Origin of the sequence: Nocardioides sp. Root151 (assembly GCF_001427925.1) — a bacterium.
Lineage (GTDB): Bacteria > Actinomycetota > Actinomycetes > Propionibacteriales > Nocardioidaceae > Nocardioides.
Window position 1 is genome coordinate 438984 of record NZ_LMGG01000004.1, and the last position, 23786, is coordinate 462769.

Consider the following 23786-nt stretch of genomic DNA (forward strand, 5'->3'; position numbering starts at 1 on the left):
GACGACCGTTGGCCGGCCTGGAGTCCCCTGGGAGAGACGCGTGGAGCAGATCGAGATCCGACCGGTGCAGCAGGCCGACCGCGACGCCGTGCGCCGGGTGGCGGCGGCCGCCTTCGGTGACGAGGGGCCGCTGATCGCGGAGCTGGTCGACCTGCTGCACGCCAGCGGCAGGGTCGTGCACGAGCTGGCCGCCGAGCGCGGAGGTGCCGTGGTGGGCCATGTGCTGCTGAGTCGCGGCTGGGTCGACGCCGCTGAGCGGTTGGCCCCGGTGACAGTGCTCAGCCCGCTCTCCGTGGACCCGGCCGCGCAACGTGCCGGCGTCGGCCGCGCTCTCGTGCACGCTGCGGTGGAGCAGGCACAGGCCGCGGGGGAGGCTGCGGTCTTCCTCGAGGGCGATCCGGGCTACTACGGCCGCCTCGGCTTCGAGCCCGCCGGCGAGCGCGGCTTCGAGCGCCCGTCGACGCGGATCCCGCAGCCGGCCTGTCAGGTGGTGACCCTGGCCGCCTTCGAGCCGTGGATGAGTGGACGGTTGGTCTACTGCGACGCCTTCTGGGAGCTCGACTGCGTCGGGCTGCGCGGCCAGCACCTGGCCGACGTCGAGGCAGCGCTGGGGATTGGTTCCGGGGTGGACGGGTAGGTTGACGCCATGATCGTGGCGTTCAGCATCTCCCCGACGACCGGCGACGAGACGGGTGGCGTGGCCGAGGCCGTCGCCGCCGCCGTTCGCGTGGTCCGCGAGTCCGGCCTGCCCAACGAGACCAATGCGATGTTCACCAACATCGAGGGGGAGTGGGACGAGGTGATGGCCGTGGTCAAGCGGGCCGTAGACGTCGTTGCCGAGGTGTCCCCGCGGGTCGGGCTGGTCCTCAAGGCCGACATTCGTCCCGGCTACGACGGCCAGCTCACCGCCAAGGTGGAGCGGGTCGAGCGGGCCCTGGCCGAGGGCCAGTGATGGCTGCCCGCCTGCTGCTGGCCGCGATCGTGGCCGTGCTGGTGGTCTTCGGCGCCGTCGCGGTCCCGCTGGTCGTGGCCGACGACTCCTCTGCGTCCGGTGACGACCTCGCCGGGGTGATGGGACCGGCGAACGGCGTCCACGACGAGGACTTCGAGGAGGAGTCCGCGAACCTCTCGGCGGTGAAGACGTTCAAGGCCGAGGGGCTGATCCACGAGACCGGCGAGATCGACTACGACGAGTCGCCGCCGATCGGTGGCCCCCACGACCAGGTCTGGCTCGAGTGCGGGGTCTACGACCGGGAGGTGCGTGAGGAGAACGCCGTGCACGCGCTCGAGCACGGCACGGTCTGGATCACCTACACGTCCGACCTCTCCGACGACGAGGTCGGCCAGCTCGAGGACGCGCTGCCTGACGAGGGCATCCTGTCGCCGTACGACGAGCAGGAGGCGGCCGTGGTGGTGACCGTCTGGAACGCCCAGCTGGCCCTCGACGGCGTCGACGACCCGCGGCTGGCCCTCTTCCTCGAGCAGTACGGCGACGGCAGCACGTCGCCCGAGCCGATGGCGAGCTGCCACGGCGGCGTCGAGAAGTTCGAGGACGACGGCACCGGCGCCTGATCGACGTGACGCAACCGACCTGCACAACCATCGCGACTCGTTCGAACATGTGATCGAACAGGCGTAGTCTGGTCGCATGGCCGCACACGTTCCACCACCGGGTTGGCCGACCCGGGTCCGGCCGCCCGATGCCCCACTCTGGGAGCGCAGCGCGGAGAACTGGCTGCTCGACATCTCCCCGCCCGAATACCGCGGCTACCCGACGTTGCGTCGCCACATCGTCGTGCTCGCCCGCTTCGCCGTACTCCATGTCGCGGGAGCGCAGCTGGCCTGCGACAGGGGGCTGAGTGAGGCCCGTGCCGAGCTCCGCGACGTCGCTGACGTCGACGTCGTCGAGGCCGCCATCGAGACCTGGCACCGCGAGTCCGCGCGACTGATGCGCCTGCGCCGCGAGGTGGCGCTCGTGGAGGACGCCCTGCGGGGCAGGCGGTTCGTGGCCCGCCTGTGACCGATCGCTGCGATGTCGGGTCCACACCGGCCAGTAGCCTCGCCTGCATGACTGAGTTCTCGAGCGTCCTGTTGGTCGATGCCCGCGGCTGGATCCTGATGCAGGAGCGCGACGAGCATCCGGTGATCGACCCGGAGTGCTGGGGCTTCCCGGGCGGGGGCATGGAGGGCGACGAGGAGCCTCTCGCCGGCGCGCTGCGGGAGTTCGACGAGGAGACCGGCGTCCAGCTCGGCGCCGCCGACATCGCGCTCTGGCGTGACGTCGAGGTGTTCCACTCCGCGACCGCCAGCGACGACGTCATGCACCTGTTCGTCGGCGCCACCACGCTGACCGACGACGACATCACCTGCGCCGAGGGCCGCCGCATCGTCTTCGTAGACCCCGACCGCGTGCCGGAGCTTCCCCTCACCGCGGCCACGTCCCTGTCCCTGCCCGACTTCCTGGCCTCACCCGACCACGCGCGTCTGGCCGCCGCGGCGAAGGAGCCCGCATGAGCACCCCAACGAGCATCACTGTGATCCAGGTTCCGGGCCCGGGCGCCGAGGACGTCGTCGTCGGCACCACCGGTCCGGACGAGGGAGCCGTGTTCACCGGCACCGAGGACGGCATGATCTTCCGGATCTCCCACGACGGCAGGCAGATCACCCGCGTCGCCGACACCGGCGGCCGGCCCCTGGGCATCGAGCTGCTGCCCGACGGTCGGCTGCTGGTCTGCGACGCGCACGCCGGGCTGTTGCGGGTCGACCCGCGCACCGGCGGGCTCGAGACCCTGGCCGACTCGGTCGAGGGGCTCCCGTTCGTCTTCTGCAACAACGCGGCGGTCGCGACCGACGGCGACATCTGGTTCTCCGACAGCTCGACGCTCTTCGGCGTCGAACGGTGGAAGGACGACTTCGTCCGGGACACCCGCACCGGCCGGCTGCTGCGACTTTCCGCGGACGGTGCGCTCGAGGTGGTGCTCGACGGTCTCGCCTTCGCCAACGGCGTCGCCCTGGCCGGCGACGGGTCGTTCGTCGCGGTCGCGGAGACCGGCGCGCGCACCGTCGTACGCCACTGGCTGACGGGGGAGCGGGCCGGGCAGCGCGACTTCCTGGTGCAGGACCTGCCCGGCTACCCCGACAACATCGCCCGAGGCAGCGACGGCCTGATCTGGGTCACCATCGCCTCACCGACGGACCCTCTGGTCGAGCGACTGCAGACCGGGCCGATGATGCTGCGTCGCGCGGCGACGAGACTGCCCGAGGCGCTGCAGCCCAAGCCGAAGCGCACCGTGCGGGTGCAGGCGTACGACGACAGCGGAGCGCTGGTGCACGACGTGGACGTGGAGACGCCGGACTTCCACATGGTCACCGGGGTCCGCGAGCACGACGGCCGGGTCTGGCTGGGCAGCCTGCACGAGCCCGCGGTGGCGTTCGTCGACCTCTGACCGGACGCGGGGCGGCCCGACCTGAGGCTCAGCCGGAACAGGCTCCCGGGCCGGAACCCTGGGCGGCCATCTGGACCGCCGTTGCGGCGCCGTTCTCGTAGTCGCCCTCGACGACCACGACGCTCCCGTCGGCGGAGACCGAGTCGAGATCGAAGTAGTCCGTGTTCGGCCGCAGGCTGAACGGATCCGTGCCGTGCTCCAGCCAGTCCTTGCGGGCGTCCGCGTCGTCCTCCGCGTCCTCGTCCGAGCCGAAGACCAGGGTGGAGACCGCGGTCGCGTCGTCGCCGTCCGCCACGACGAAGATGCCGGTGGCCTCGGGGTGACCCAGCCCGTCCGTCCCTGACTCCTTGGCGGCCTGCTCCAACTGCTCGGGGGGCAGGTTGCGACCGAGCCCGGGGCCGCACCGGACCCCGTCACCGACCGAGATCTCGGCGAACTCCGGGGGGTCGGCCTGGTCGAGCAGGTCAGCGACGTCGTCGCTGTCGGAGAGCGAGTCGGCGTCACCGTCGATCACCTCGATGAACTCCTCGGGGCTGCCCGTGGCGACCATCAGGTGCTCGTCCTCGAGCAAGGTCACGTCGCGCAGGTCCTGCGGGTAGCGCCCGCCGATCATGCCCGTCGCGGTGTCCACGACGGCCATGTCGGCGGTGTAGCGGGGGTGTCCGGAGACCTCGTCCTTGTCGTAGCCGGCGTCCTCGAGGTCGTCACCGAGGTCGCCGAAGTCGACGTCGTCGTCGAGTCGGTAGACGTTCCCGTAGCCGTCGTCGTTGTTGCGCCCGACGACGTACCAGTCGACGTCGAACTCGTTGATCGCGGCGTCCTTCATCGGGACGAGGTATCGGGACAGGGGTGTCGCAGCCGCGCTGTCCCTGGTCGCCTCGAAGTAGCGGTCGAGGTCCTTCTCCGACGCGTCGTGCCCGATGTCGTCGACACCCGCCCGCTCCGCGAACCCGTCCCGGTCGACGTACGTGAGGTTGGTCGTGTCCGCGGGCAGCACCTCGAGGGCCGCGTCGACACCACCTGAGCCGGTGAGCAGCACGACTGCCAGCACGCCGCCACCCACGACGGCGAGTCCGGTGCCGCCGGCGATCAGGCCCAGGGTGTGCTTCTGCATGGTTCCTCCGAGAGTCCGCGGGCGTCGGTGGGGTCGGTGGGTCATGGGCGCCGACCCCGGCCGGGTCAAACTACCCGAGTCCGACCGACTCACACCTGGGACGGCACACGACTAGACTCGTTGGGGCACCCCGGTCAACCGGGTGCCGCGCCCACATCGCCGACAGACGTAAGGACCCCCGCATGGGATACCTGGAGTCGATCACGACCCCGAGTGACCTGCGTGCCCTCACTCCCGAACAGCTCGAGCAGCTGGCCTCGGAGATCCGGGACACGCTCGTCGGCGTCTGCTCCCGCACCGGGGGCCACCTCGGCCCCAACCTCGGTGTGGTCGAGCTGACCATGGCGATCCACCGGGTCTTCGAGTCCCCGCGCGACCGCATCGTCTTCGACACCGGGCACCAGACCTACGTGCACAAGCTGCTGACCGGTCGTCACCCGCGGTTCGACACCCTGCGCCAGGAGGGTGGCCTCTCGGGCTACCCCAGCCAGTCCGAGTCCGACCACGACATCGTCGAGAACTCCCATGCCTCCACGGCCCTCTCGTACGCCGACGGGTTGGCCAAGGCCTACGCGATCCGCGGCGACAACCGTCACGTGGTCGCCGTGATCGGTGACGGCGCCCTGACCGGAGGCATGGCCTGGGAGGCGCTGAACAACATCGCGATCGCCAGGAGCAGTCGTCTGGTGATCGTGGTCAACGACAACGAGCGTTCCTACACGCCCACCATCGGCGGGCTGGCCACCGCGCTGACCTCGCTGCGCACCAACCCCCGCTACGAGGCCGTGCTCGACCAGGTCAAGCGCCGACTCACCGCGGTCCCCGGCGTCGGCCCCGCGGCGTACGACGCCCTGCACGCGATCAAGAAGGGGATGAAGGACGCCCTCGCCCCGCAGGGCCTCTTCGAGGACCTCGGCCTGAAGTACGTCGGTCCGGTCGACGGCCACGACCTCACGGCAATGGAACAGGCACTGAGCCAGGCCAAGCGCTTCGGCGGACCGGTCATCGTCCATGCCCTGACCCGCAAGGGCTACGGCTACGACGCGGCGGAGCAGCACGAGGCCGACCAGTTCCACTCACCCGGCCCCTTCGACATCGAGTCCGGCGAGGAGCGCCCCAAGGGCCGCATCTGGACCGACGTGTTCGCCGACGAGATCGTCGAGATCGGCGCGCGCCACAAGGAGGTCGTCGCGATCACGGCGGCGATGATGCACCCGGTCGGGCTGCACCACTTCGCCGACCGCTTCCCCGAGCGCACCTTCGACGTCGGCATCGCGGAGCAGCACGCCGCGACCTCTGCTGCGGGCCTGGCCATGGGCGGCCTGCACCCGGTGGTGGCGCTCTACGCGACCTTCCTCAACCGGGCCTTCGACCAGGTGCTGATGGACGTCGCGCTGCACAAGTGCGGCGTGACGTTCGTGCTCGACCGCTCCGGTGTCACCGGCGACGACGGCGCCAGCCACAACGGCATGTGGGACATGTCGATCCTGCAGGTGGTGCCCGGCCTGCGCCTGGCCGCACCGCGTGACGCTGCCAGGCTTCGCGACCTGCTGAACGAGGCGATCGAGGTTACCGATGCACCCACCGTGGTGCGGTTCCCGAAGGGCCCGCCACCCGATGACATCCCCGCCGTGGGCAGGGCCGGCGGGGCCGACATCCTGATCCGCAACGGCACCAGGGACGTCTTGATCGTCGCCGTCGGCTCCATGTGCGCGACGGCCGTCGAGGTTGCGGATCGCCTTGTGGCACAGGGGATCGGCGTCACCGTCGTCGACCCACGCTGGGTCAAGCCGGTCGATCCGGCGATCGTCGAGCTGGCCCGGGAGCACCGGCTCGTCGTCAGCGTGGAGGACAACGGTGTGGTGGGCGGATGCGGTGCGGTGTTGCTGCAGACGCTCAACGACGCCGGTGTGGAGACCCCGTTCCGGCTGCGCGGCATCCCGCAGGAGTTCCTCGACCATGCGAAGCGCACCGCGATCCTCGAACGCATAGGTCTCACTCCACAGGCGCTGGCCCTCGGGATCGTCGAAGACATCACCGCGGTCACTCATGGCAGGGCATTGGTCGATGCGGACCGGAGTCTCTAGCGCGTTCCGGGAGGGAATCGCGCAGATCATCACGGTGGTCGTCCTGTTCGCGGGACTGGCCGCATGTTCCTCGGGAGGGGACGAACCGGAGCCGGGCGGAGCGACCGAGCAGGTCGCCGACCAGGTCACCCAGATCAAGCAGCTGCTGCACCGTCGCGCTGCCGCAGTCGACGCCGGCGACCGTTCGGCGTTCCTGGCCGACGTCGACCCGGGGCGCAAGGCGTTCCAGCGCACGCAGTCCCGCTACTTCGACAACCTGCGGGAGCTGCCGCTCGAGCGCTTCGCCTACGCGCTGCCGGCCGGCGGCGTCACGAACGCGTCCGGGGGCAGGCTCCGGGCAACCGTCGCCCTGAGCCTCGAGCTCGAGGGGTTCGACGCGGTGCCGGTCGAGACACCGGCGCACTACTCGTTCCGGCACACCGACGACGGGCGCCTCGTGCTCACCGCCGTCCGCGATCGTGCCTGGGAGAAGCAGAACAACGTCGACCCGGCGCCCTGGGACCTCGGCCGGATCGAAGTGGAGTCGACACCCCACGTGCTCGGGATCTTCGACCCGGACAGCGTCGACGCGGCCTACCAGATCATGGACTCGGTCGAGGACGGCATCGCGGTGGTCGACCAGGAGGTCCCGTTGAAGTGGTCCGGCAAGGTCGTGGTCTACGCCCTCTCCGACATCGACGTGCTCCGCGAGCTCGACAACCTGCCCGGCGGCGATCCGGACCGTCTCGACGGTGTCGCCTTCCCCGTGCGCGCCGGCCCGGGGTCGCGCAAGCTGGCCGGCACGCGGTTCATGCTGCATCCGCGCATGATCTACCGCAACGACGCCACCCGTGACCGGCTGATCCGGCACGAGCTGACGCACGTGGCCATCGGGCGACGCGACGACTCGGTGCCGACCTGGCTCTCCGAGGGGATCGCCGAATACGTCTCGGTGCAACCGATCGCCACCTATGACCGGATGATCTCGCGTGAGGCAGTCGACGCGGCTGGCCGCGGCCTGGAAGCCCTGCCCACCGACGCCACGTTCAACGGTGCGGAGTCCGGGGCCAACTACGGAATCGCGTGGTACGCCTGCGAGTACATCGCGGCGACGTACGGCGAGGAGGCGCTGTGGCGACTCTTCGACGCGATGCGCCACGGCAACGGCACCGCCGAGGCCGGCCAGGACGCCGTGCTCCGCTCCGTGCTCGGCATCGACTCCCACGAGTTGGCCAGGGGAGCCGGCCAGAAGATCGTCAGCACGTTCGGCTGACCCGCTGCGGCTGTCAAAATCGACGTGACGCCCGTCACCGCATAGTTTGTCCGCATGAACGTCTTCCGTACCAAGTCCGTCGAGCAGTCGATCGCCGAAACAGACGAACCCGAGCACCGGCTCAAGAAGAATCTCGGTGCCCTTGACCTCGTGGTTTTCGGTGTCGGCGTCATCATCGGCGCGGGCATCTTCGTCTACACGGGGCAGGTGGCCGCGTCGAACGCCGGCCCGGCGATCGCGCTCTCGTTCCTGATCGCAGGTGTCGCCTGCGCGCTCGCCGCACTCTGCTACGCCGAGTTCGCCTCGACCGTGCCGGTCGCCGGCAGCGCCTACACGTTCTCCTACGCCACGCTGGGGGAGCTGGTCGCCTGGATCATCGGCTGGGACCTCGTGCTGGAGTTCACGGTCGGGGCCTCCGCGCTGGCGGTCGGCTTCTCGGGCTACCTCCAGAACGTCCTGTCCGACACCCCGTTCGCGATCCCGGAGCAGATCGCCAGCGCCGACGCCGGCGTGGTCAACCTGCCCGCCGTGGTCATCTCGCTGCTGGTGGCCTGGGTGCTGATCATGGGCATCAAGCTGTCCAGCCGGATCAACCAGGTGGTCGTGGCCATCAAGCTGGTCGTGGTGGCCGCGGTGATCATCGTCGGCATCGGCTTCATCAAGGTCTCGAACTACACGCCGTTCATCCCGGCGTCCCAGGACCCCGGTGACAGCAAGGGCGGCTTCATGGACCTGCCGCTGGTGACCAGCGTGTTCAACCTCGAGCCGGCCGTCTTCGGGGTGGCCGGCATGATCGCCGGTGCCTCGATCGTGTTCTTCGCCTTCATCGGCTTCGACGTCGTGGCCACCACCGCGGAGGAGACCAAGAACCCGCAGCGCGACGTGCCGATCGGCATCCTCGGCTCGCTCGCCATCGTGACCGGGCTCTACATCGCGGTCAGCCTGGTGATCACCGGCATGCAGCCCTACACCGAGATCGACCCGAAGGACGCTGCACCCCTCGCGACCGCCTTCGACGCGGTCGACATGTCGTGGATGGGCGACCTGATCGCGGTCGGTGCTTGCATCGGCCTCACCGTCGTCGTGCTGATCCTGATGCTGGGCCAGACCCGGGTCGCGTTCGCGATGGCCCGCGACGGGCTGCTGCCCCAGGGACTGGCCAAGGTGCACCCGACCTACGGCACGCCGTACCGCGTCACGATGATCACCGGCGTCCTGGTGGCCGGCATGTCCGGCTTCGTGTCCTTCGAGACGCTGGGCCATCTGGTCAGCATCGGCACGCTGTTCGCGTTCATCCTGGTCAGCATCGGTGTGGTCGTGCTCCGTCGCCAGCGGCCCGACCTGCCGCGTGCCTTCCGCACGCCGGCGGTGACTGTCGTGGCCACCCTGGCCGTGCTGCTCTGCCTCTACCTGATGCTCAACCTGACCGGCGGCACGTGGGTCCGGTTCGGGGTCTGGATGCTGATCGGCCTGGTCGTCTACTTCGCGTACGGCGCCCGCAACAGCCGTGTCGCGAAGGGCGAGACGGCGCCGGTCCCGGCACCTGAGAACCTCTGAGACCGGATCCAGTCCGAGACCCACGAACGCGCCCCGGCCCGCACACCTGCGGACCGGGGCGCGTCGTGCGTCAGGGGTCAGACCACGCGCACCGGTGTACGGCCGGCAGCGGTGAAGTCCCAGACCTTGAACGACATCGCCCGGCTGAGCCGGATGCAGCCGTGCGAGGCCGCCATGTTGGTGCCGAGCAGCCAGTCGGCGTGGATCTGCGCGCCGCTCGACATCGACCGGGGGATCTGGTGGAAGCCGAAGCCACACGGCGCGAACCGGACGAAGTTGTCGAGCCAGACCGAGCCGCTCCGGTTCAACCGGACGCGGGCCGCGCGCCCGCAGTAGGAGCCGGTGCCGTAGGAGCCGCGGGCCAGCTCACCCGCGTTGTCGATCATGCCGCCCTGGGCGATGGTGCGGCCGGCCGGACCGACCAGCCAGACCCAGTTCTGCGCCTGGCTGATCACGATGCGGCGCCCCGTGCCCGAGCGTGCGGGAACCGGTCGTACGTCGCACCGTCGGGCATTGTCGGCGTACAGCCGGGTCCTGGTGGCCGGGTTCAGGGTGCCGGTCTGGGCCAGGCCGTGCCGCGACTGGAAACGGACCACTGCTGACTTCGTCCAGCTGCCGGCGTTGCCGTCCACGGGGCCGGCGTTGCAGCCGAGCGAGTTGAGCTGGCGTTGGGCGCGCTCCGTGGCGGTCAGGGCAGCGCCGCTGGAGGCGGGCGTCGGACCGACGAAGCCGGCCAGGACAACGAGTGCCAGTACGGCGAAGAGCTGCTTCATGTGCGTACTCCCGGAGACGTCGAAGGGGTTGCCCGGCTTCTCGCCGGACACCCCTTGTGACGCACTCAGCAGCCAAAAGGTTGCCTGGATCAGAGGTTCTCCCCGATCGGGAGCGCCAGTCCCTTCTCGTCGAGGTCGGAGACCGTCACCTCGCAGGCGCGCGTCGTGACCTCGCACGCCAGCAGGTCCACCCGGGCGGACCTGCCCTGCTCCGTCAGGGCCAGCGCCATGTAGGACGTGTCGTCGACCCAGGCGTACCCGGTGAAGAACTGGTAGTCCTTCTTCGCGGTGGCCGTGAAGTCGGTGCCCGTCGCGACCTCCACGAGCGTGAAGTCGTCGTTGTTCCGTGCACTGTTCTCACTCATCACGTAGCGGCCTGTGGGGGAGAGGTCTCCGCCACTCACCGCCAGGGTCGGCTCCCGGTCGGTGACGTCGGTGCTGGAGACCGTCGACCCGAAGCCGCTGTTGCCCTGGAAGAAGTGCAGGACCTGGCCCTGCTCGGCGTCGTTGATCGTCAGGTCGGTGCCGGGCCCGGCAAGCACCGTCGACGTTCCCTCGGCGATGTCGAAGCGCACCAGACCACGGGTGTCGCGCAGGTACGCGTCGTCGTCGTCCAGGGCGAACAGCTCGGCGGTCAGCTTCTTGCCCGAGTCGAACGGGCCCATCCCCGGCACCGTGCCGTCGGTGTTGACCACCGTCGAGCCCGTCGACTGGTCCAGGAACACGAACCGGGCCGCCTTGCCGTCGATGAACTCGATCCAGCCGGCGCTCTGGCCGTCGGCGACGAGCTGGCGTCCGTAGCTCTCGACCTGGCTGCCCACCTGGACGGTGCTGCCGTCGACCGTGGACCAGACCTTGCCGTCCGGGTCGGTGCTCACGAACCCCGCCGTGGTCACGACGAACGAGTGGACCGGGTGTCCCACGTCGACGGTGGCGTCACCGACGTGGATCACCGAGCCCTGCGCCCACGTGGACGGGGCCGACTCGGTGACCGCGACGTTGGTGTCCCGCGAGTCGTCCGGCGAGCCGCCGCCCACGAGCTGCGGCACGCCGAGCCCCACCGCGAGCACGACGGCCACACCCGCGCCCGCCGCGCCGAAGCGACGACTCCGGAGACGCCGCCGACCGGCCCCGGTGATCGCGTCGATGTCGGGGGAGAAGGGCTCGAGCTCGTCGGCCTGTCGGGTCATCATGGTCTTCAGTTCTTCCGTCATCGGGTCATCACCGCTTCCTCGGGCGACACCAGCTCGATGTCGTTGCCCAGTCGTTCCCGTAGCTTGCGGAGCCCGGCGGACACCTGGCTCTTGACCGTGCCGATCGCACACGACATCGCCTCGGCGGTCTGTGCTTCGGTGAGGTCCTCGTAGTAGCGCAGCACGAGTGCGGCGCGTTGCCGTGGCGGCAAGGCCTGCACCTCCTGCCAGATCGCCAACCGGTCGGTGATCGCGTGGGAGTCGCCGTCGTCGCGCCGGTCGTGCAACACGTCGGTGGGTCTCTCGTTGTTCCAGCCCTTGCGCCGGAACCAGGTGATCGCCGTGGTGGTGATCGCCTTGCGGGTGTACGCCTCGGCACGCGACGTGTCGCGCAGGCGCGGCCACGCGACGTACGTCTTGGTGAGCGCCTCCTGCACCAGGTCCTGGGCCAGCTGGGAGTCACCGACCATCAGGTAGGCCGCCCGGTGGAGGGCCGCGCCGCGCGACTGCGCGAACTCGGCGAACGCCTTGTCTCGCTTGCTCACGAGGGTCCTTTCGTCATGTGCCGGCCCGGTGCTGGTGTCCGGCACACCCTTACAGACGAGGCGGGCCGCGAGAATGGTTCGGCACGCTTCTCGTCAGATTCGGCGACCGGACTCGTGGCGTGACGTGTGGCACTGGGCACGTGCGGATCGGGGAACACATGACCCGCATGAGGGGTTGCGGCACTAGGCTCCGTGAAGACCGCTGATGTGGGAAGGAAAACCGTGAATTTCGTACACGTTGTGGACGAGGTGCCCGATCTCGAACCCGGCGTCCGCCTGCCCATGCTGCTGGCCCTCCACGGATTCCTCGACGCCGGCAACGGAAGTGTGGTCGCCTCCGACCACCTGGGCAGCCACTCGTCCGGCCCTGTGGTGGCGACGTTCGACGTGGACGTGTTCCACGACTACCGGGCCCGCCGTCCGGCGGTCACGTTCGTGCGCGACCACTACGAGGACTACGACGCCCCGCGGCTGGTGGTCCGGCTGATGCGCGACGCCGTCGACCAGCCCTACCTGCTGCTCAGCGGTCCCGAGCCCGACACCCGGTGGGAGGGGTTCGCCGAGGCGGTGCGTGTGGTGGTCGAGCGGTTCGACGTCGACCTGGTCGTCGCGATGGGGTCGGTGCCGATGGCCGCGCCGCACTCGCGCCCGCTCGCGATCACCCAGCACGCCAACCGCACCGAGCTGATGATGCGGCGCAACCCGTGGCTCGGCGAGATCCGTGTCCCGGCCTCGGCCCAGGCGCTGCTGGAGCTGCGCCTCGCAGAGCACGGCCACGACATGACCGGGTACGTCGCGCACGTGCCGCACTACCTCGCGCAGTTCGACTACCCGTTGGCCGCCCAGCGGCTCCTGGAAGGCGTGGAGGAGTCGACGGGCCTCTCCTTCGACCTCGACGCGCTCAAGGTGGCGGCCGAGGAGAAGGCCAGTGAGATCACGACCTACCTCGAGGAGAACCCCGAGGTGGCGGAGATCGTGGCCGGCCTGGAGCAGCAGTACGACGCGTTCGCCCGTTCCGAGGAGGCCGGGCAGAGCCTGCTGGCCGAGGACGGAGAGCTCCCGAGCGGAGACGAGATCGGCGCGCAGTTCGAACAGTTCCTCGCGGGCCTCGAGGGCCCCGAACCCACCAACTGACCCAGGAGCGCCGGTGCCCAGATCCGCGGAGGAGCTCAGTGAGCTCCTCGACATCGAGACCATCGACGTCAACCTGTTCCGCGGGCGCCAGCCCGAGACCGAGCTGCAGCGTGTCTTCGGCGGCCAGGTTGCCGCCCAGGCGTTGATCGCCGGTGCCCGCACCGTGCCGGAGGGGTTCAGTGCCCACTCGCTGCACTCCTACTTCCTGCGCCCCGGCGACACCGCAGTTCCGATCGTGTATGACGTGGAGAACCTCCGCGACGGTCGTTCGTTCGCCACGCGACGTGTGGTCGGTCGCCAGCACGGGCGCCCGATCTACCTCATGTCGGTCAACTTCCAGGTCGAGGAGGAGGGGCTCGAGCACCAGGACGCCATGCCCGACGTGCCCGGTCCCGAACACGGCCGCCGACTGGCAGAGATGTTCACGACGCAGGGGGTCGGCCACCGCGAGGAGTGGGAGCGCGAGTGGGCTGCCATCGACGTGCGCTACATCGGCAACACCAGGGTCGGCGGAGTCGTCGACGACGACAGCCGACCGGCGCGGGCGCAGTTGTGGGTCCGCATCGGGGGAGAACTCTCCGACGACCCGCTCGTGCACCGGGCCGCGTTCACCTACGCCAGCGACATGACCCTGATCGGGGCGGCCCTGATCCCGCACGACAAGTACGTCAGCTCGCCGGGCATGCAGGTCGCCTCCCTCGACCACACGATCTGGTTCCACCGGCCGTTCCGGGCTGACGAGTGGTGGCTCTACGACCAGCACTCGCCGTCGGCCTCGGGAGGCCGCGGGCTGGCGCTGGCCCGGGTGTTCACCGAGTCCGGTGAGCTGGTGGCGACGGTCGCCCAGGAGGGCCTGATCCGCTACCACGGCGAGCCCCAATAGCATTACAACGATGTAGTTCGAGACAGACACGCCGTACGCCGGTTATCTTTGAGCGCTCCTGTGGCTGGGGACACCTGATGTTGCTCTTGTGATCTCTGTGACCAGCCACGCTCACTTCGCGGAAGGTCACCGAAATGCATCTGCCCGGGATGGCGACGGCTGTCAGGACGACGGCGGTCGGTGGCCTGTTCGCCGCGGCCCTGGTGATGGTGCCCGGTGGCGCGACCTCCGCCGTGGCCGCCACCGACTACGAGATGCCCTTCCCGTGCGGTCAGGTGTGGAAGGGCACCACGCGTGCCAACCACAGCCCCAGCAGCAAGGCCATCGACTGGAACCGGGTCGACGACGTCGGGGATCCCGTGGTGGCGAGTGCCCCGGGCGTGGTCACGACCGCCGACACGGTCGACAACAGCGGCTACGGCCGTTATGTCGTCATCGACCACGGCAACGGCACGGACTCGCTCTACGCGCACATGCAGACCGTCGCGGTGAAGGTCGGCCAGCGGGTCGACCAGGGCATGCAGATCGGCACCGTCGGCTCGACGGGCAACTCCACCGGACCCCACCTGCACTTCGAGGAGCGCACGTCGCGCACCGTCGTGGCGCCGTACCTGCACGGCGTCAAGTTCGTGTTCGGGAGCTCCCCGACCTCGGCGAACTGTGTCGACGTCCCGGTGGCCGCGAAGTGGCTGAGCCGGCGTACGGCGGCCCTGAGTGTCTACCGCCGCAACACCGTCGCCGAGTACCGCATCCGCAGGCCCGACGGAAGCACGCTGGTCAAGCGACTCGGCACCTCCACCGACGAGCCCGTGGTTGGTGACTGGGAGGGCAACGGCGTCGCGAACCCGGGCGTGTGGTCGCCCGCGACGCGCACCTTCAGCCTCCAGATCGGCACCAGGCGCACCTCGATCGTCTACGGCGCGACCACGGACAAGCCGGTCGCCGGCGACTGGGACGGTGACGGAGCCTGGGAGGTCGGCCTGCGCCGACCGTCGACCTCGACGTTCCTCATGCGCTCCGCGACGGGCGTGACCAGGAGTGTGCGCCTGGGCGACGCGAACGACCTGCCGGTGATCGGCGACTGGGACGGTGACGGCGCGAGCGACCTCGGCGTCTACGACCAGACCACGTCCACGTTCACGTTGCGCAAGGTCGACGAGGAGGGCACGGTCTGGCTCGGGACGATCCGGTTCGGTTCGCCCGGAGACCTGCCGATGGCGGGGGACTGGGACGGCGACGGTCGCACGGACCTGGGCGTCTGGACGCCGACCACCGCGACCTTCACCCAACGCTTCGCCACCAGCGCCACGACGGCGAAGGCGCGTTCACTGACCACGGTGCGGTTCGGCAACCGACGCTGAGCAACGCAAGAGGGGACGGAACCGCCATGCGGTTCCGTCCCCTCTCCTCGTGCTTCAGAGTGCGGTGGTGCGCCCCAGGAGGTGCGGTGCGCCGGACTTGGCGCTGTTGACCGCGAAGTCGAGCCCGTGATCGTTGGGCCGGGCGCCGAAGGTCACGGTGCCGGGCAGGAAGATCGGCTTCTTGAAGCCGACCTCGATCTGCACGGCCGACGGCAGCTTGTTCTCGATCGCGGCGATCGCCCGCGCCTTGGTCCACATGCCGTGGGCGATGTGCCGCGGGAAGCCGAAGGCCTTGGCGGTCAGCGGGTAGAGGTGGATCGGGTTGCTGTCACCCGACACCGCGGCGTAGCGGCGGCCGAGGTCGCCGCCGAGCCGCCAGGTGGCCGCACCGTCGGTGACCGGGGCGAACTCCGTGCCCCTCTCGCCGTTCTCCTTGTCGCCCTTGCCGATGCGGAGGTACGTCGAGGTGCTCTCCCACACGGTCTCGCCGTCGGCCTCGACGGTGACGTTCATGTCGAAGACCCGGCCCTTGCTGTGGGTGCGGAGGTTCTCGGCCTTCGCCACCGCCGACACCGTCTCGCCGATGGCCACCGGCCGGTGGGAGAGGATGCGGTTCTCGAGGTGCACGGTGCCGATCGCGGGGAACGGGAACGCCTGGTCGGTCATGATCGCCATGTGCAGCGGGAACGCGACCATGTGAAGGTAGGGCACCGGCACGGTATCCTTGGTGGGGAACCCACAGACCGCTGCGTACGCCGAGACCTGGTCGCGCTCGATCAGCACGTCCTCGCGGCGTACGGCGAGGTCGGGCAGGTCGCGCCCGGTCTTCTTGACGCCGGGGAGCTGGTTGACCACGGGCAGGGTCGGCAGCGCCGCCTTGAGCAGGCCGGCCACGCCGCCGCCGGAGCCGCTGAGCGTGCGCACTTCGGTGGCCATGTCAGGCACCGAGCATCATCTGGCCGCAGACCCGGACCACGTTGCCGTTGACGGCGGTGGAGGCGGGGTTGGCGTACCAGGCGATGGTCTCGGCCACGTCGACCGGCAGGCCGCCCTGGCTCATGGCGTTGAGCCGCTGGCCCACCTCGCGGGTGGCGAAGGGCACCGCCGCGGTCATCGCGGTGATGATGAAGCCCGGAGCCACCGCGTTGATGGTGATGCCGTCCTTGAGCTCACCGGCGAGGGAGTCCACGAAGCCGATCACGCCGGCCTTGGAGGCGGCGTAGTTGGTCTGGCCCACGTTGCCGGCGATGCCGGCGATCGACGCGACGCCGATGATGCGGCCGTTCTTGTTGATCGCGCCGGCCTCGAGCAGGGCGCGGGTGATCAGCTCGGGAGCAGTCAGGTTCACCGCGATGACCGACGACCAGCGGTCCTCGGCCATGTTCGCGAGCTTCTTGTCGCGGGTGATGCCGGCGTTGTGCACGACGACGTCGACGCCGCCGTGGTTCTCCTTCACGTAGTGCGCGATGCGCTGCGGCGCGTCGGTGTGCGTGATGTCGAGGGTCAGGCTGTCGCCGTTGAGCTCCTTCATCACGGCCTGCAGCTCGCTGGCCGCCTGGGGAACGTCGATGCCGAGCACGGTGGCGCCGTCGCGGTGCAGCACGCGGGCGATCTGCTCGCCGATGCCGCGGCTGGCGCCGGTGACGATCGCGATCTTGCCGGCCAGCGGGCGCTCCCAGTCGCTGATGGCGACGGCCTTCTTCTCACCCTGCGTGCCGATGCGCACGACCTGGCCCGAGACGTACGCCGACTTGGGGGAGAGCAGGAACGCCAGGGTGGAGTCGATGGCCTTCTCGGCGCCCGGGGCGACGTAGACCAGCTGGCCGGTCGAGCCCTTGCCGGCCTCCTTGCCGAGCGAGCGGGTGAAGCCCTCGAGGGCGCGCTGGGCGACCTTCTCCCCACCCTCGACCAGCTCGGGGGTGGTGCCGAGGACGACCAGGCGCGCGCACGGCGCGAGGCTGCGCATCAGGGGCGTGAAGAACTGCTGCAGTGCGATCAGGTCGGCCGAGGACTTCAGGCCGGTGGCGTCGAAGACCAGGCCCTTGTACTTCTGGCCGTCGGCCGACTCCGCGGTGTTCGAGATGCCGAGGCGGTCGAGCGCCTCGGTCAGCGCCAGCCGGCCGGCGCCGCCGACGACGACGGTGCCGTCGACCAGGGGAGCACCCTCGGTCCAGCGGTCGAGCTCGACCGGGTTGGGCAGGCCGAGGTTCTTGACCAGCAGCTTCCCGATGGCGGACTTGGTGAAGGACTGGTAGCGGTCGCTCATGGGTGGTGTTGTCCTTGTCGACGTTGGGGTCGGGGCGGCCCGCGGAAGGGCCTGATGTCATTCTATGTAACTAGAGGTGTAACTCGGAGTCCACTTTTCGTGATCTCCGACTCAATGCTTTCCCTCCGGAGCCGGCAAAGGCAAGGATGAAGGCACCCGAACCAAACCAGGAGAGACACATGCAGGCCAAGACCCGCCGCGTGGCCATCATCGGTGGCAATCGCATCCCCTTCGCCCGCTCCAACACGGTCTACGCCGAGGCCTCCAACCAGGAGATGCTGACGGCGGCCGTCGACGGCCTGGTCGAGCGCTTCGGCCTCGAGGGCGAGCAGCTCGGCATGGTCGTCGGTGGCGCCGTGATCAAGCACTCGCGCGACTTCAACCTCGTGCGCGAGGTGGTGCTCGGCTCCAAGCTCAGCGCCCGTACGCCGGCCGTCGACATGCAGATCGCCTGCGGCACCGGCCTCCAGGCCGTGATCACCGTGGCGAACCTGATCGCCCTGGGCCAGATCGACTCCGCCATCGCCGGCGGCTCGGACACCACGTCCGACGCCCCGATCGCGATCAGCGAGAAGCTGCGCAAGAAGCTGATCCAGGTCAACCAGCAGCGCGACACCAAGGACAAGCTCAAGAAGCTGCTCGCGATCCGTCCCGGCGACATCGGCATCCTGCCGCCGGCCAACATCGAGCCGCGCACGGGCCTGTCGATGGGCGACCACCAGGCGATCACCGCCCTCGAGTGGGGCGTCACCCGCGAGGCCCAGGACGAGCTGGCCGCCGCCTCGCACCAGAACCTCGCCCGGGCCTGGGACGAAGGCTTCATGGACGACCTGGTCACCCCGTTCCGCGGTGTCGAGCGCGACAACCACATGCGCCCCGACTCGACGGTCGAGAAGCTGGCCAAGCTCAAGCCGGTGTTCGGCAAGGGCGAGGCCGCCACGATGACCGCCGGCAACTCGACCCCGCTCAGCGACGGTGCCTCCGCCGTGCTCCTGGCCTCGGAGGACTGGGCCAAGGAGCACGACCTCCCGGTGCTGGCCTACATCACCGCCTACGAGACCTCGGCGGTCGACTACGTCGGCGGCGACGAGGGCCTGCTGATGGCGCCGGCTTACGCCGTCTCCGACATGCTCGAGCGTGAGGGCCTGACCCTCCAGGACTTCGACTACTACGAGATCCACGAGGCCTTCGCGGCCCAGGTGCTCTCGACGCTGAAGGCCTGGGAGGACCCGGTGTTCTGCAAGGAGCGCCTCGGTCGCGACAAGCCCCTCGGTGCCATCGACCGCAGCAAGCTCAACGTCAACGGCTCCTCGCTGGCGGCGGCGCACCCGTTCGCCGCGACCGGTGGTCGCATCGTGCCCGTGTTGGCCAAGCTCCTGGCCCAGAAGGGCTCGGGCCGCGGCCTGATCTCGATCTGCGCCGCGGGCGGTCAGGGCGTCGTGGCGATCCTCGAGCGCCCCTGATCGCACCACTCGTCACGCGCAACGGGCGCCGACCTCCTCGGAGGTCGGCGCCCGTTGTCATCGACCCGTCGTTAGTTCGAGGTGACCCGTCGTTTGTTCGGAGGGCCGACCCGAACTGGCGACGGGTCGACCGGAACTGGCGACGGGTCGACCGGAACTGGCGACGGGTCGACCGGAACTGGCGACGGGTCAGCGAGTGGGGCAGCCGGCCAGTGCCAGGCTGGTGTCGACGAGGTACTGGCGCACCTGCACGACCGAGATCGGCGCGATGGTGGGGATGCCGGGGGCCAGTTCCTTGATCAGCATGCCCACGCGGGCCAGCTGGAGGGCGCCGAAGCCGGTCGCGTACATGTGGTTGGCCAGCAGGCTGGTGTCCTCGACCGCGAAGGTGCCCTCGGCGACGCCCTCGTCGAGGGTCGAGCTGAGCATGGCCAGGCACGCCGCGATGCCGCGCCCGAGCCGGAACAGGGCCGACTCGCTGATCTCGTCGAGGAGCTCGGGGCCGGGGCGGCGCATCAGCGCCTGCGCGCAGTCGACGAACGCGGGGTACTCGATGCCGTAGTCGACGAACGCCTCGACCAGGGCCACGAGGCGGTCACGCGGGGTGCCGCCGGCGTCCATCACCGCCTGCATCCGGTCACGCAGCTCGTCGAGGTAGCCGACCAGGGTCAGCGCGAAGAGCTCCTCCTTGCCGGAGAAGTGGCGGTAGAGGATGGCCCGGTTGGTGCCGACGGTCTTGGCGATCTCGTCGATGTGCACGTCGCGGACGCCGCGCTCGTCGAACAGCGCTCGGGTGGCGGCCAGGATCTCCGCCTCGCGACGGCGCCGTCGGGTTGCCGCCGCCGTACGTCGTGGCTCGGCCTGCTTGGTCTTTCCGTCGCTCATGGGATGAGTCTAGACGTAGGTGTAACTCCCTGTCGCACACTCTGTTGACGGATGTCTCGTTTCGTCGGTCGGCGTACGCCGTCGGTGTCGGGACCGCGCGATACGTTGAGCCCGTGCAGCAACGTCTCTGGCGGCCCGACTGGCCGTGCCCGGTCGGGCAGATCCTCGGTGCCAACCGGCGCGGCCCGGGCGATCCGACGTACCGCGTCGACGACGACGGCTCGCACTGGCGCGGCATCCGTACGCCGGAAGGTGTCGGCGCGCTCCGCGTCGTCACACGTGCCGCGGCCGGTGAGGTCGAGGCCACGGCGTGGGGGCCCGGCGCCGGCTGGCTCCTGGAGCGCCTGCCCGCGATGCTCGGCGCCGACGACGACTGGACCGGCTTCGAGGCACGCCATCCCGTCGTGGAGCAAGCGTGGCGCAACCACCCGCACTGGCGCATCGGCCGCACGGGACTGGTGCTCGAGGCGTTGGTGCCGGCCGTCATCGAGCAGAAGGTCACCGGCCAGGAGGCCTTCCTCGGGTTCCGGCGACTCGTACGGCGGTACGGCGAGCGTGCGCCCGGCCCGCACCCCGACCTCTGGGTGCAGCCCGACGCGGCAACCCTGACCACCGTGCCGTCGTGGGAGTGGCTGGCCATGCGTATCGACGGTGCCCGGTCCCGCACCCTCGTCGGCGCCGCGCGTGTGGCGGGCTCCCTGGAGCGCACCACTGGGGTCGACCATCCCGAGGCCGACCGTCGCCTGCGGTCGTTGCCGGGGGTCGGCGTCTGGACCAGTGCGGAGACCCGGGTGCGCGCGCACGGCGACCCCGACGCGGTGAGCTTCGGCGACTACCACGTGGCCAAGGACGTCGGCTGGGCCCTGACCGGTCAGCCCGTCGACGACACGGGGCTCGCCGAGATCCTTCAGAACTGGCCCGGGCATCGCTACCGTGTGCAGGCACTTCTCGGGCTCGACGCGATCCGTCGACCGCGACGTGGACCGCGAATGGCTCCTCGCACCCATTTACCTGGATAGCCATGCTGTCAAGTAGTGAGACTCAAGTAGACCTCGTGTCCACCTTGGCGTAACTTCGTGGCCGCACCACGCGTTTGGTTCAACAACGGTGACTTCAGAGAGCGGGAATCCATGGCTTCGCAGGCGGGTGGCTGGGTGGCTGGCACATTGCCGGCACGAATCGCCAGTGACCTGGGTGGTCGAATCCGCAAGGGGATCGAGACCGCCGGAGCGATGATCGTGCTCGCCATCGAGGCGTCGGTCAGCGCCGCCGTGGACATCGTCAGCCGGAAGTTCTCGTGGTCGGAGTTCCTCCTCCAGGCCTGGTTCATGGCCAGGGTGTCGGTGCTGCCGACCATCCTGGTGGCGATCCCGTTCGGCATCATCGTCTCGATCCAGGTCGGCGGCGTCGCGGCCCAGATCGGCGCCCAGTCGTTCAGTGGCGCGGTCAACGGCATCGGCGTGCTCCGCCAGGGCGCACCCCTGGTCACCTCGATCATGATCGCCGGCGCGGTCGGTGCCGCGATCACCTCCGACCTCGGTGCCCGCACGATCCGCGAAGAGGTCGACGCGCTCAAGGTCATGGGCATCAACCCGGTGCAGCGCCTCGTCGCGCCCCGCGTCGTGGCCGCACTCGTGGTCGCCTTCTTCCTCAACATCATCGTCGCCTCGACCTCGATCATCACCGGCTACATCCTCAACGTCGGCGGTGGTCAGGTCAGCTCGGGCACCTACATCGCCGCGTTCGTCTCCTTCGCGCAACCGACCGACCTCTTCCTCGCCAGCTTCAAGGCCCTCATCTTCGGGTTCATCGCCACGATCGTGGCCTGTCACAAGGGGCTCACCGCCAGTGGCGGCGCCAAGGGCGTGGCCGATGCGGTGAACGAGGCCGTCGTCATCAGCGTCATCTCACTGGCCGTGGTCAACGTCGCGCTGACCCAGGCCTACGTCATGTTGGCCCCGGCCAGGATCGCGTGAGGCGGGCACGATGACCGGAGTGCAAAGCGCCCTCGCCCGGTTCAGCGACTTCATCTGGTTCACCTGGACGACGTTCAGGGGAACCCGCTTCACACTCCAGCGCTACTACAAGGAAGTGCTCCGCCAGCTCGCCGACATCAGCTGGGGCTCCGGTGCCCTGCTCGTCGGCGGCGGCACCGTCGGCGTGATGATCCTGCTGTCGCTCTCCGCGGGCACCTCGCTCGGCATCGAGGGCTTCAACGGCCTCGAGATCATGGGTCTGGCGCCGCTCACCGGGTTCGTCAGCGCCGGCGTCAACACCCGCGAGCTCGCACCGCTGGTCGCCGCCCTCGCCCTCGGGGGCCAGGTGGGCTGCCGCTTCACCGCCCAGATCGGTTCGATGCGCATCTCCGAGGAGATCGACGCCCTCGAGGTGATGGCCGTGGAGCCGATGCGCTACCTGGTCACCACCCGGGTGCTGGCCTGCATGTTCGCGATCCTGCCGCTCTACCTGATCGGCCTGCTGGGTGCGTACGCCGCCTCGGAGGCCTCCGTCGTCCTGATCTTCAACCAGTCGCGGGGCACCTACGAGCACTACTTCTTCTCGTTCATCGACGGACGTGACGTCTTCCTCTCCATCGTCAAGATCGTCGTCTTCGCCACCCTGGTCGCACTGATCCACTGCTGGTTCGGCTTCCGGGCCAGCGCGGGACCACAGGGTGTCGGTGAGGCGACCGGCCGGGCCATCCGCTGCAGCATCGTCGTCGTGGTGCTGGTCGACATGCTCCTGACGCTGGTGTTCTGGGGATCTGATCCCGGCTTCAGGGTGGCGGGCTGATGAGCGCCCCGGCATCCGTGCGTACCCAGGCCCTGCGCGGCGGCATCTTCCTCGTCGTACTCGCCGTCGCGGTGGGCCTGCTCCTGGCCAACGCATTCGGCAAGTTCGACGAGACCGTGCCGGCCACTGCCCAGCTCGACACCGCCGGCGGCGCCCTCGAGATCGGCGCCGAGGTCAAGCTCGACGGCATCGTGGTCGGCAAGGTCGACGCGATCGAGCCCGCACCCAGGGGTGTCGAGGTCAGCATGCAGTTCGACCCCGAGCAGGCCAAGAAGGTGCCGGGCAACGCCACCGTCCGGGTGCTCCCCGTCAGCATCTTCGGTGCGGCGTACGTCGAGCTGCTGCGGCCCACCGCACCCAGGGGTGTCGTCACCGCCAACGCCGCGCTGAAGCAGGACGCCTCGGCCGAGACGATCGAGCTGGGCGACCTCCTCGAGGAGACCCAGGCACTCGTCGACGCCCTCGGCCCGGCCGAACTGGCCACCATGCTCGAGACCTTCGCCTCCACGCTCGACGGCAAGGGCGACAACATCGGCACCATGATCGAGACCGCGAACCGTGCCGTGTCACGCATCGAGCCCTACATGCCGCTGATCCGCCAGGACATCCGGTTGGCCACCGTGGTGATGTCGACGTTCTCGCGCATCACACCGAACCTCTTCACGGCGCTCGACGGCGTGATGGCCGCCGGTCAGACCCTGGTCGACATGGAGAAGGAGTTCCAGTCAGTGCTTGCCGGACTGACCGACGTCAGCACGACCGTCGATCACGTGGTGACCAACAACCGGGAAGCGTTGCAGACCGGCCTGCCGTACCTCCGCCGTACCCTCCACGCCCTCTTCCTCGGGCGCGGCGACATCCCGGCGCTCTTCGCCGCGGTGATCGCCCTGGCCGACAACGGTGGCAAGGCCTTCTCCTACGGCCCGTTCATGCGCATCGACGCCAACCTCCGCCTCGCTCCCGAGGACGGCTACGGCCCCGGTGACTGCCCGACCTACGCCGGCCTCCGTGGCCGGGGCTGCTGAGGAGGGCCG

Annotated in this window: 24 protein-coding genes; 17 read left to right on the forward strand and 7 right to left on the reverse strand. The window is 69.5% G+C overall.

Annotated elements, in window-relative coordinates; genetic code table 11:
* The first annotated feature begins 40 nt into the window (after window positions 1–40).
* The 6 genes from ASD66_RS10565 (at window position 41) to ASD66_RS10590 (ending at window position 3446) form a co-directional block, all read left to right on the forward strand.
* Window positions 41–637, forward strand: coding sequence for a GNAT family N-acetyltransferase (locus tag ASD66_RS10565; RefSeq protein ID WP_200949996.1), 597 nt, complete (start codon window positions 41–43; stop codon window positions 635–637).
* Between the two features lie 9 nt (window positions 638–646).
* Window positions 647–952 (forward strand): MTH1187 family thiamine-binding protein, encoded by a 306-nt coding sequence (locus ASD66_RS10570; protein WP_056677119.1) that lies wholly within the window; start codon window positions 647–649, stop codon window positions 950–952.
* A complete protein-coding gene (locus ASD66_RS10575; RefSeq protein ID WP_056890910.1) occupies window positions 952–1572 on the forward strand; it encodes a DUF3105 domain-containing protein in 621 nt (206 codons plus the stop codon). The genes ASD66_RS10570 and ASD66_RS10575 overlap by 1 nt, the downstream gene beginning before the upstream one ends.
* Before the next feature lie 76 nt (window positions 1573–1648).
* Window positions 1649–2020, forward strand: coding sequence for a hypothetical protein (locus ASD66_RS10580; RefSeq protein WP_056677122.1), 372 nt, complete (start codon window positions 1649–1651; stop codon window positions 2018–2020).
* Window positions 2021–2067: 47 nt separating this feature from the next.
* Window positions 2068–2514 (forward strand): NUDIX domain-containing protein, encoded by a 447-nt coding sequence (locus ASD66_RS10585; protein ID WP_056677123.1) that lies wholly within the window; start codon window positions 2068–2070, stop codon window positions 2512–2514.
* Window positions 2511–3446: an SMP-30/gluconolactonase/LRE family protein gene (locus tag ASD66_RS10590; protein ID WP_056890911.1), complete on the forward strand. Its 936-nt coding sequence runs from the start codon at window positions 2511–2513 to the stop codon at window positions 3444–3446. The genes ASD66_RS10585 and ASD66_RS10590 overlap by 4 nt, the downstream gene beginning before the upstream one ends.
* Before the next feature lie 28 nt (window positions 3447–3474).
* Here the strand turns inward: ASD66_RS10590 and ASD66_RS10595 are convergent, their stop codons facing one another.
* Window positions 3475–4560: a hypothetical protein gene (locus ASD66_RS10595; RefSeq protein WP_056890912.1), complete on the reverse strand. Its 1086-nt coding sequence runs from the start codon at window positions 4558–4560 to the stop codon at window positions 3475–3477.
* A gap of 182 nt (window positions 4561–4742) precedes the next feature.
* Here ASD66_RS10595 and dxs point away from each other — a divergent pair, with 182 nt between their 5' ends.
* From dxs to ASD66_RS10610, 3 genes are read left to right on the forward strand one after another with little or no spacing between them, the layout of a single operon-like run.
* Window positions 4743–6647: a 1-deoxy-D-xylulose-5-phosphate synthase gene (dxs, locus tag ASD66_RS10600; protein ID WP_056677131.1), complete on the forward strand. Its 1905-nt coding sequence runs from the start codon at window positions 4743–4745 to the stop codon at window positions 6645–6647.
* On the forward strand, window positions 6628–7899 hold the full coding sequence (locus tag ASD66_RS10605; protein WP_056890913.1) for a hypothetical protein: 1272 nt from the start codon (window positions 6628–6630) through the stop codon (window positions 7897–7899). The genes dxs and ASD66_RS10605 overlap by 20 nt, the downstream gene beginning before the upstream one ends.
* A gap of 54 nt (window positions 7900–7953) precedes the next feature.
* On the forward strand, window positions 7954–9456 hold the full coding sequence (locus tag ASD66_RS10610) for an amino acid permease (RefSeq protein WP_056890914.1): 1503 nt from the start codon (window positions 7954–7956) through the stop codon (window positions 9454–9456).
* A 77-nt stretch (window positions 9457–9533) separates the two neighbouring features.
* On the opposite strand, the gene ASD66_RS10615 is transcribed toward ASD66_RS10610, so the two are convergent.
* From ASD66_RS10615 to ASD66_RS10625, 3 genes are all read right to left on the reverse strand, one after another.
* Window positions 9534–10229, reverse strand: a complete 696-nt coding sequence (locus tag ASD66_RS10615) for a L,D-transpeptidase family protein (RefSeq protein ID WP_056891434.1) — start codon at window positions 10227–10229, stop codon at window positions 9534–9536.
* Between the two features lie 89 nt (window positions 10230–10318).
* On the reverse strand, window positions 10319–11443 hold the full coding sequence (locus tag ASD66_RS10620; protein WP_056890915.1) for a hypothetical protein: 1125 nt from the start codon (window positions 11441–11443) through the stop codon (window positions 10319–10321).
* The gene (locus ASD66_RS10625; protein ID WP_056677141.1) at window positions 11440–11967 is read right to left on the reverse strand and encodes a SigE family RNA polymerase sigma factor; all 528 of its coding nucleotides are present in this window, start codon (window positions 11965–11967) and stop codon (window positions 11440–11442) included. Before ASD66_RS10625 ends, ASD66_RS10620 begins: the two co-directional genes overlap by 4 nt.
* A gap of 222 nt (window positions 11968–12189) precedes the next feature.
* Between ASD66_RS10625 and ASD66_RS10630 the strand changes: the two genes are divergently transcribed.
* From ASD66_RS10630 to ASD66_RS10640, 3 genes are all read left to right on the forward strand, one after another.
* Window positions 12190–13101: a PAC2 family protein gene (locus ASD66_RS10630; protein WP_235530046.1), complete on the forward strand. Its 912-nt coding sequence runs from the start codon at window positions 12190–12192 to the stop codon at window positions 13099–13101.
* 13 nt (window positions 13102–13114) lie between these two features.
* Entirely contained in the window at window positions 13115–13984 is an 870-nt protein-coding gene (locus ASD66_RS10635) for an acyl-CoA thioesterase (RefSeq protein ID WP_056890916.1), read from the forward strand.
* A gap of 134 nt (window positions 13985–14118) precedes the next feature.
* The gene (locus ASD66_RS10640; RefSeq protein WP_056890917.1) at window positions 14119–15345 is read left to right on the forward strand and encodes a M23 family metallopeptidase; all 1227 of its coding nucleotides are present in this window, start codon (window positions 14119–14121) and stop codon (window positions 15343–15345) included.
* A 54-nt stretch (window positions 15346–15399) separates the two neighbouring features.
* Here the strand turns inward: ASD66_RS10640 and ASD66_RS10645 are convergent, their stop codons facing one another.
* Together ASD66_RS10645 and ASD66_RS10650 are read right to left on the reverse strand one after the other, a co-directional pair.
* Window positions 15400–16281 carry a MaoC/PaaZ C-terminal domain-containing protein gene (locus ASD66_RS10645; RefSeq protein ID WP_056890918.1) on the reverse strand — a complete coding sequence of 294 codons (882 nt, stop codon included), beginning with the start codon at window positions 16279–16281 and terminating at the stop codon, window positions 15400–15402.
* 1 nt (window position 16282) lies between these two features.
* Window positions 16283–17611: a 3-oxoacyl-ACP reductase gene (locus ASD66_RS10650; RefSeq protein ID WP_056890919.1), complete on the reverse strand. Its 1329-nt coding sequence runs from the start codon at window positions 17609–17611 to the stop codon at window positions 16283–16285.
* A 179-nt stretch (window positions 17612–17790) separates the two neighbouring features.
* Between ASD66_RS10650 and ASD66_RS10655 the strand changes: the two genes are divergently transcribed.
* On the forward strand, window positions 17791–19074 hold the full coding sequence (locus ASD66_RS10655; protein WP_056677153.1) for an acetyl-CoA C-acetyltransferase: 1284 nt from the start codon (window positions 17791–17793) through the stop codon (window positions 19072–19074).
* 189 nt (window positions 19075–19263) lie between these two features.
* Here the strand turns inward: ASD66_RS10655 and ASD66_RS10660 are convergent, their stop codons facing one another.
* The gene (locus ASD66_RS10660) at window positions 19264–19959 is read right to left on the reverse strand and encodes a TetR/AcrR family transcriptional regulator (protein ID WP_056677157.1); all 696 of its coding nucleotides are present in this window, start codon (window positions 19957–19959) and stop codon (window positions 19264–19266) included.
* A 113-nt stretch (window positions 19960–20072) separates the two neighbouring features.
* On the opposite strand from ASD66_RS10660, the gene ASD66_RS10665 reads away from it, so the two are divergent.
* From ASD66_RS10665 to ASD66_RS10680, 4 genes are all read left to right on the forward strand, one after another.
* Entirely contained in the window at window positions 20073–20978 is a 906-nt protein-coding gene (locus ASD66_RS10665; protein WP_056677159.1) for a DNA-3-methyladenine glycosylase family protein, read from the forward strand.
* 111 nt (window positions 20979–21089) lie between these two features.
* Complete coding sequence (locus ASD66_RS10670; protein ID WP_056677160.1) at window positions 21090–21935, forward strand: MlaE family ABC transporter permease; 846 nt, start codon at window positions 21090–21092, stop codon at window positions 21933–21935.
* 10 nt (window positions 21936–21945) lie between these two features.
* The gene (locus ASD66_RS10675; RefSeq protein ID WP_082599441.1) at window positions 21946–22752 is read left to right on the forward strand and encodes an ABC transporter permease; all 807 of its coding nucleotides are present in this window, start codon (window positions 21946–21948) and stop codon (window positions 22750–22752) included.
* Entirely contained in the window at window positions 22752–23777 is a 1026-nt protein-coding gene (locus ASD66_RS10680; RefSeq protein ID WP_082599442.1) for an MCE family protein, read from the forward strand. The genes ASD66_RS10675 and ASD66_RS10680 overlap by 1 nt, the downstream gene beginning before the upstream one ends.
* Window positions 23778–23786 lie beyond the last annotated feature (9 nt).

Bases quoted from the DNA above. Each gene is read 5' to 3' on its own strand.
- ASD66_RS10570 (WP_056677119.1), top strand. From the start codon at position 647: ATGATCGTGGCGTTCAGCATCTCCCCGACGACCGGCGACGAGACGGGT.
- ASD66_RS10575 (WP_056890910.1), top strand. From the start codon at position 952: ATGGCTGCCCGCCTGCTGCTGGCCGCGATCGTGGCCGTGCTGGTGGTC.
- ASD66_RS10580 (WP_056677122.1), top strand. From the start codon at position 1,649: ATGGCCGCACACGTTCCACCACCGGGTTGGCCGACCCGGGTCCGGCCG.
- ASD66_RS10585 (WP_056677123.1), top strand. From the start codon at position 2,068: ATGACTGAGTTCTCGAGCGTCCTGTTGGTCGATGCCCGCGGCTGGATC.
- ASD66_RS10590 (WP_056890911.1), top strand. From the start codon at position 2,511: ATGAGCACCCCAACGAGCATCACTGTGATCCAGGTTCCGGGCCCGGGC.
- ASD66_RS10595 (WP_056890912.1), bottom strand. From the start codon at position 4,560: ATGCAGAAGCACACCCTGGGCCTGATCGCCGGCGGCACCGGACTCGCC.
- dxs (WP_056677131.1), top strand. From the start codon at position 4,743: ATGGGATACCTGGAGTCGATCACGACCCCGAGTGACCTGCGTGCCCTC.
- ASD66_RS10605 (WP_056890913.1), top strand. From the start codon at position 6,628: ATGCGGACCGGAGTCTCTAGCGCGTTCCGGGAGGGAATCGCGCAGATC.
- ASD66_RS10610 (WP_056890914.1), top strand. From the start codon at position 7,954: ATGAACGTCTTCCGTACCAAGTCCGTCGAGCAGTCGATCGCCGAAACA.
- ASD66_RS10615 (WP_056891434.1), bottom strand. From the start codon at position 10,229: ATGAAGCAGCTCTTCGCCGTACTGGCACTCGTTGTCCTGGCCGGCTTC.
- ASD66_RS10620 (WP_056890915.1), bottom strand. From the start codon at position 11,443: ATGACGGAAGAACTGAAGACCATGATGACCCGACAGGCCGACGAGCTC.
- ASD66_RS10640 (WP_056890917.1), top strand. From the start codon at position 14,119: ATGCATCTGCCCGGGATGGCGACGGCTGTCAGGACGACGGCGGTCGGT.
- ASD66_RS10645 (WP_056890918.1), bottom strand. From the start codon at position 16,281: ATGGCCACCGAAGTGCGCACGCTCAGCGGCTCCGGCGGCGGCGTGGCC.
- ASD66_RS10650 (WP_056890919.1), bottom strand. From the start codon at position 17,611: ATGAGCGACCGCTACCAGTCCTTCACCAAGTCCGCCATCGGGAAGCTG.
- ASD66_RS10655 (WP_056677153.1), top strand. From the start codon at position 17,791: ATGCAGGCCAAGACCCGCCGCGTGGCCATCATCGGTGGCAATCGCATC.
- ASD66_RS10660 (WP_056677157.1), bottom strand. From the start codon at position 19,959: ATGAGCGACGGAAAGACCAAGCAGGCCGAGCCACGACGTACGGCGGCG.
- ASD66_RS10670 (WP_056677160.1), top strand. From the start codon at position 21,090: ATGGCTTCGCAGGCGGGTGGCTGGGTGGCTGGCACATTGCCGGCACGA.
- ASD66_RS10675 (WP_082599441.1), top strand. From the start codon at position 21,946: ATGACCGGAGTGCAAAGCGCCCTCGCCCGGTTCAGCGACTTCATCTGG.
- ASD66_RS10680 (WP_082599442.1), top strand. From the start codon at position 22,752: ATGAGCGCCCCGGCATCCGTGCGTACCCAGGCCCTGCGCGGCGGCATC.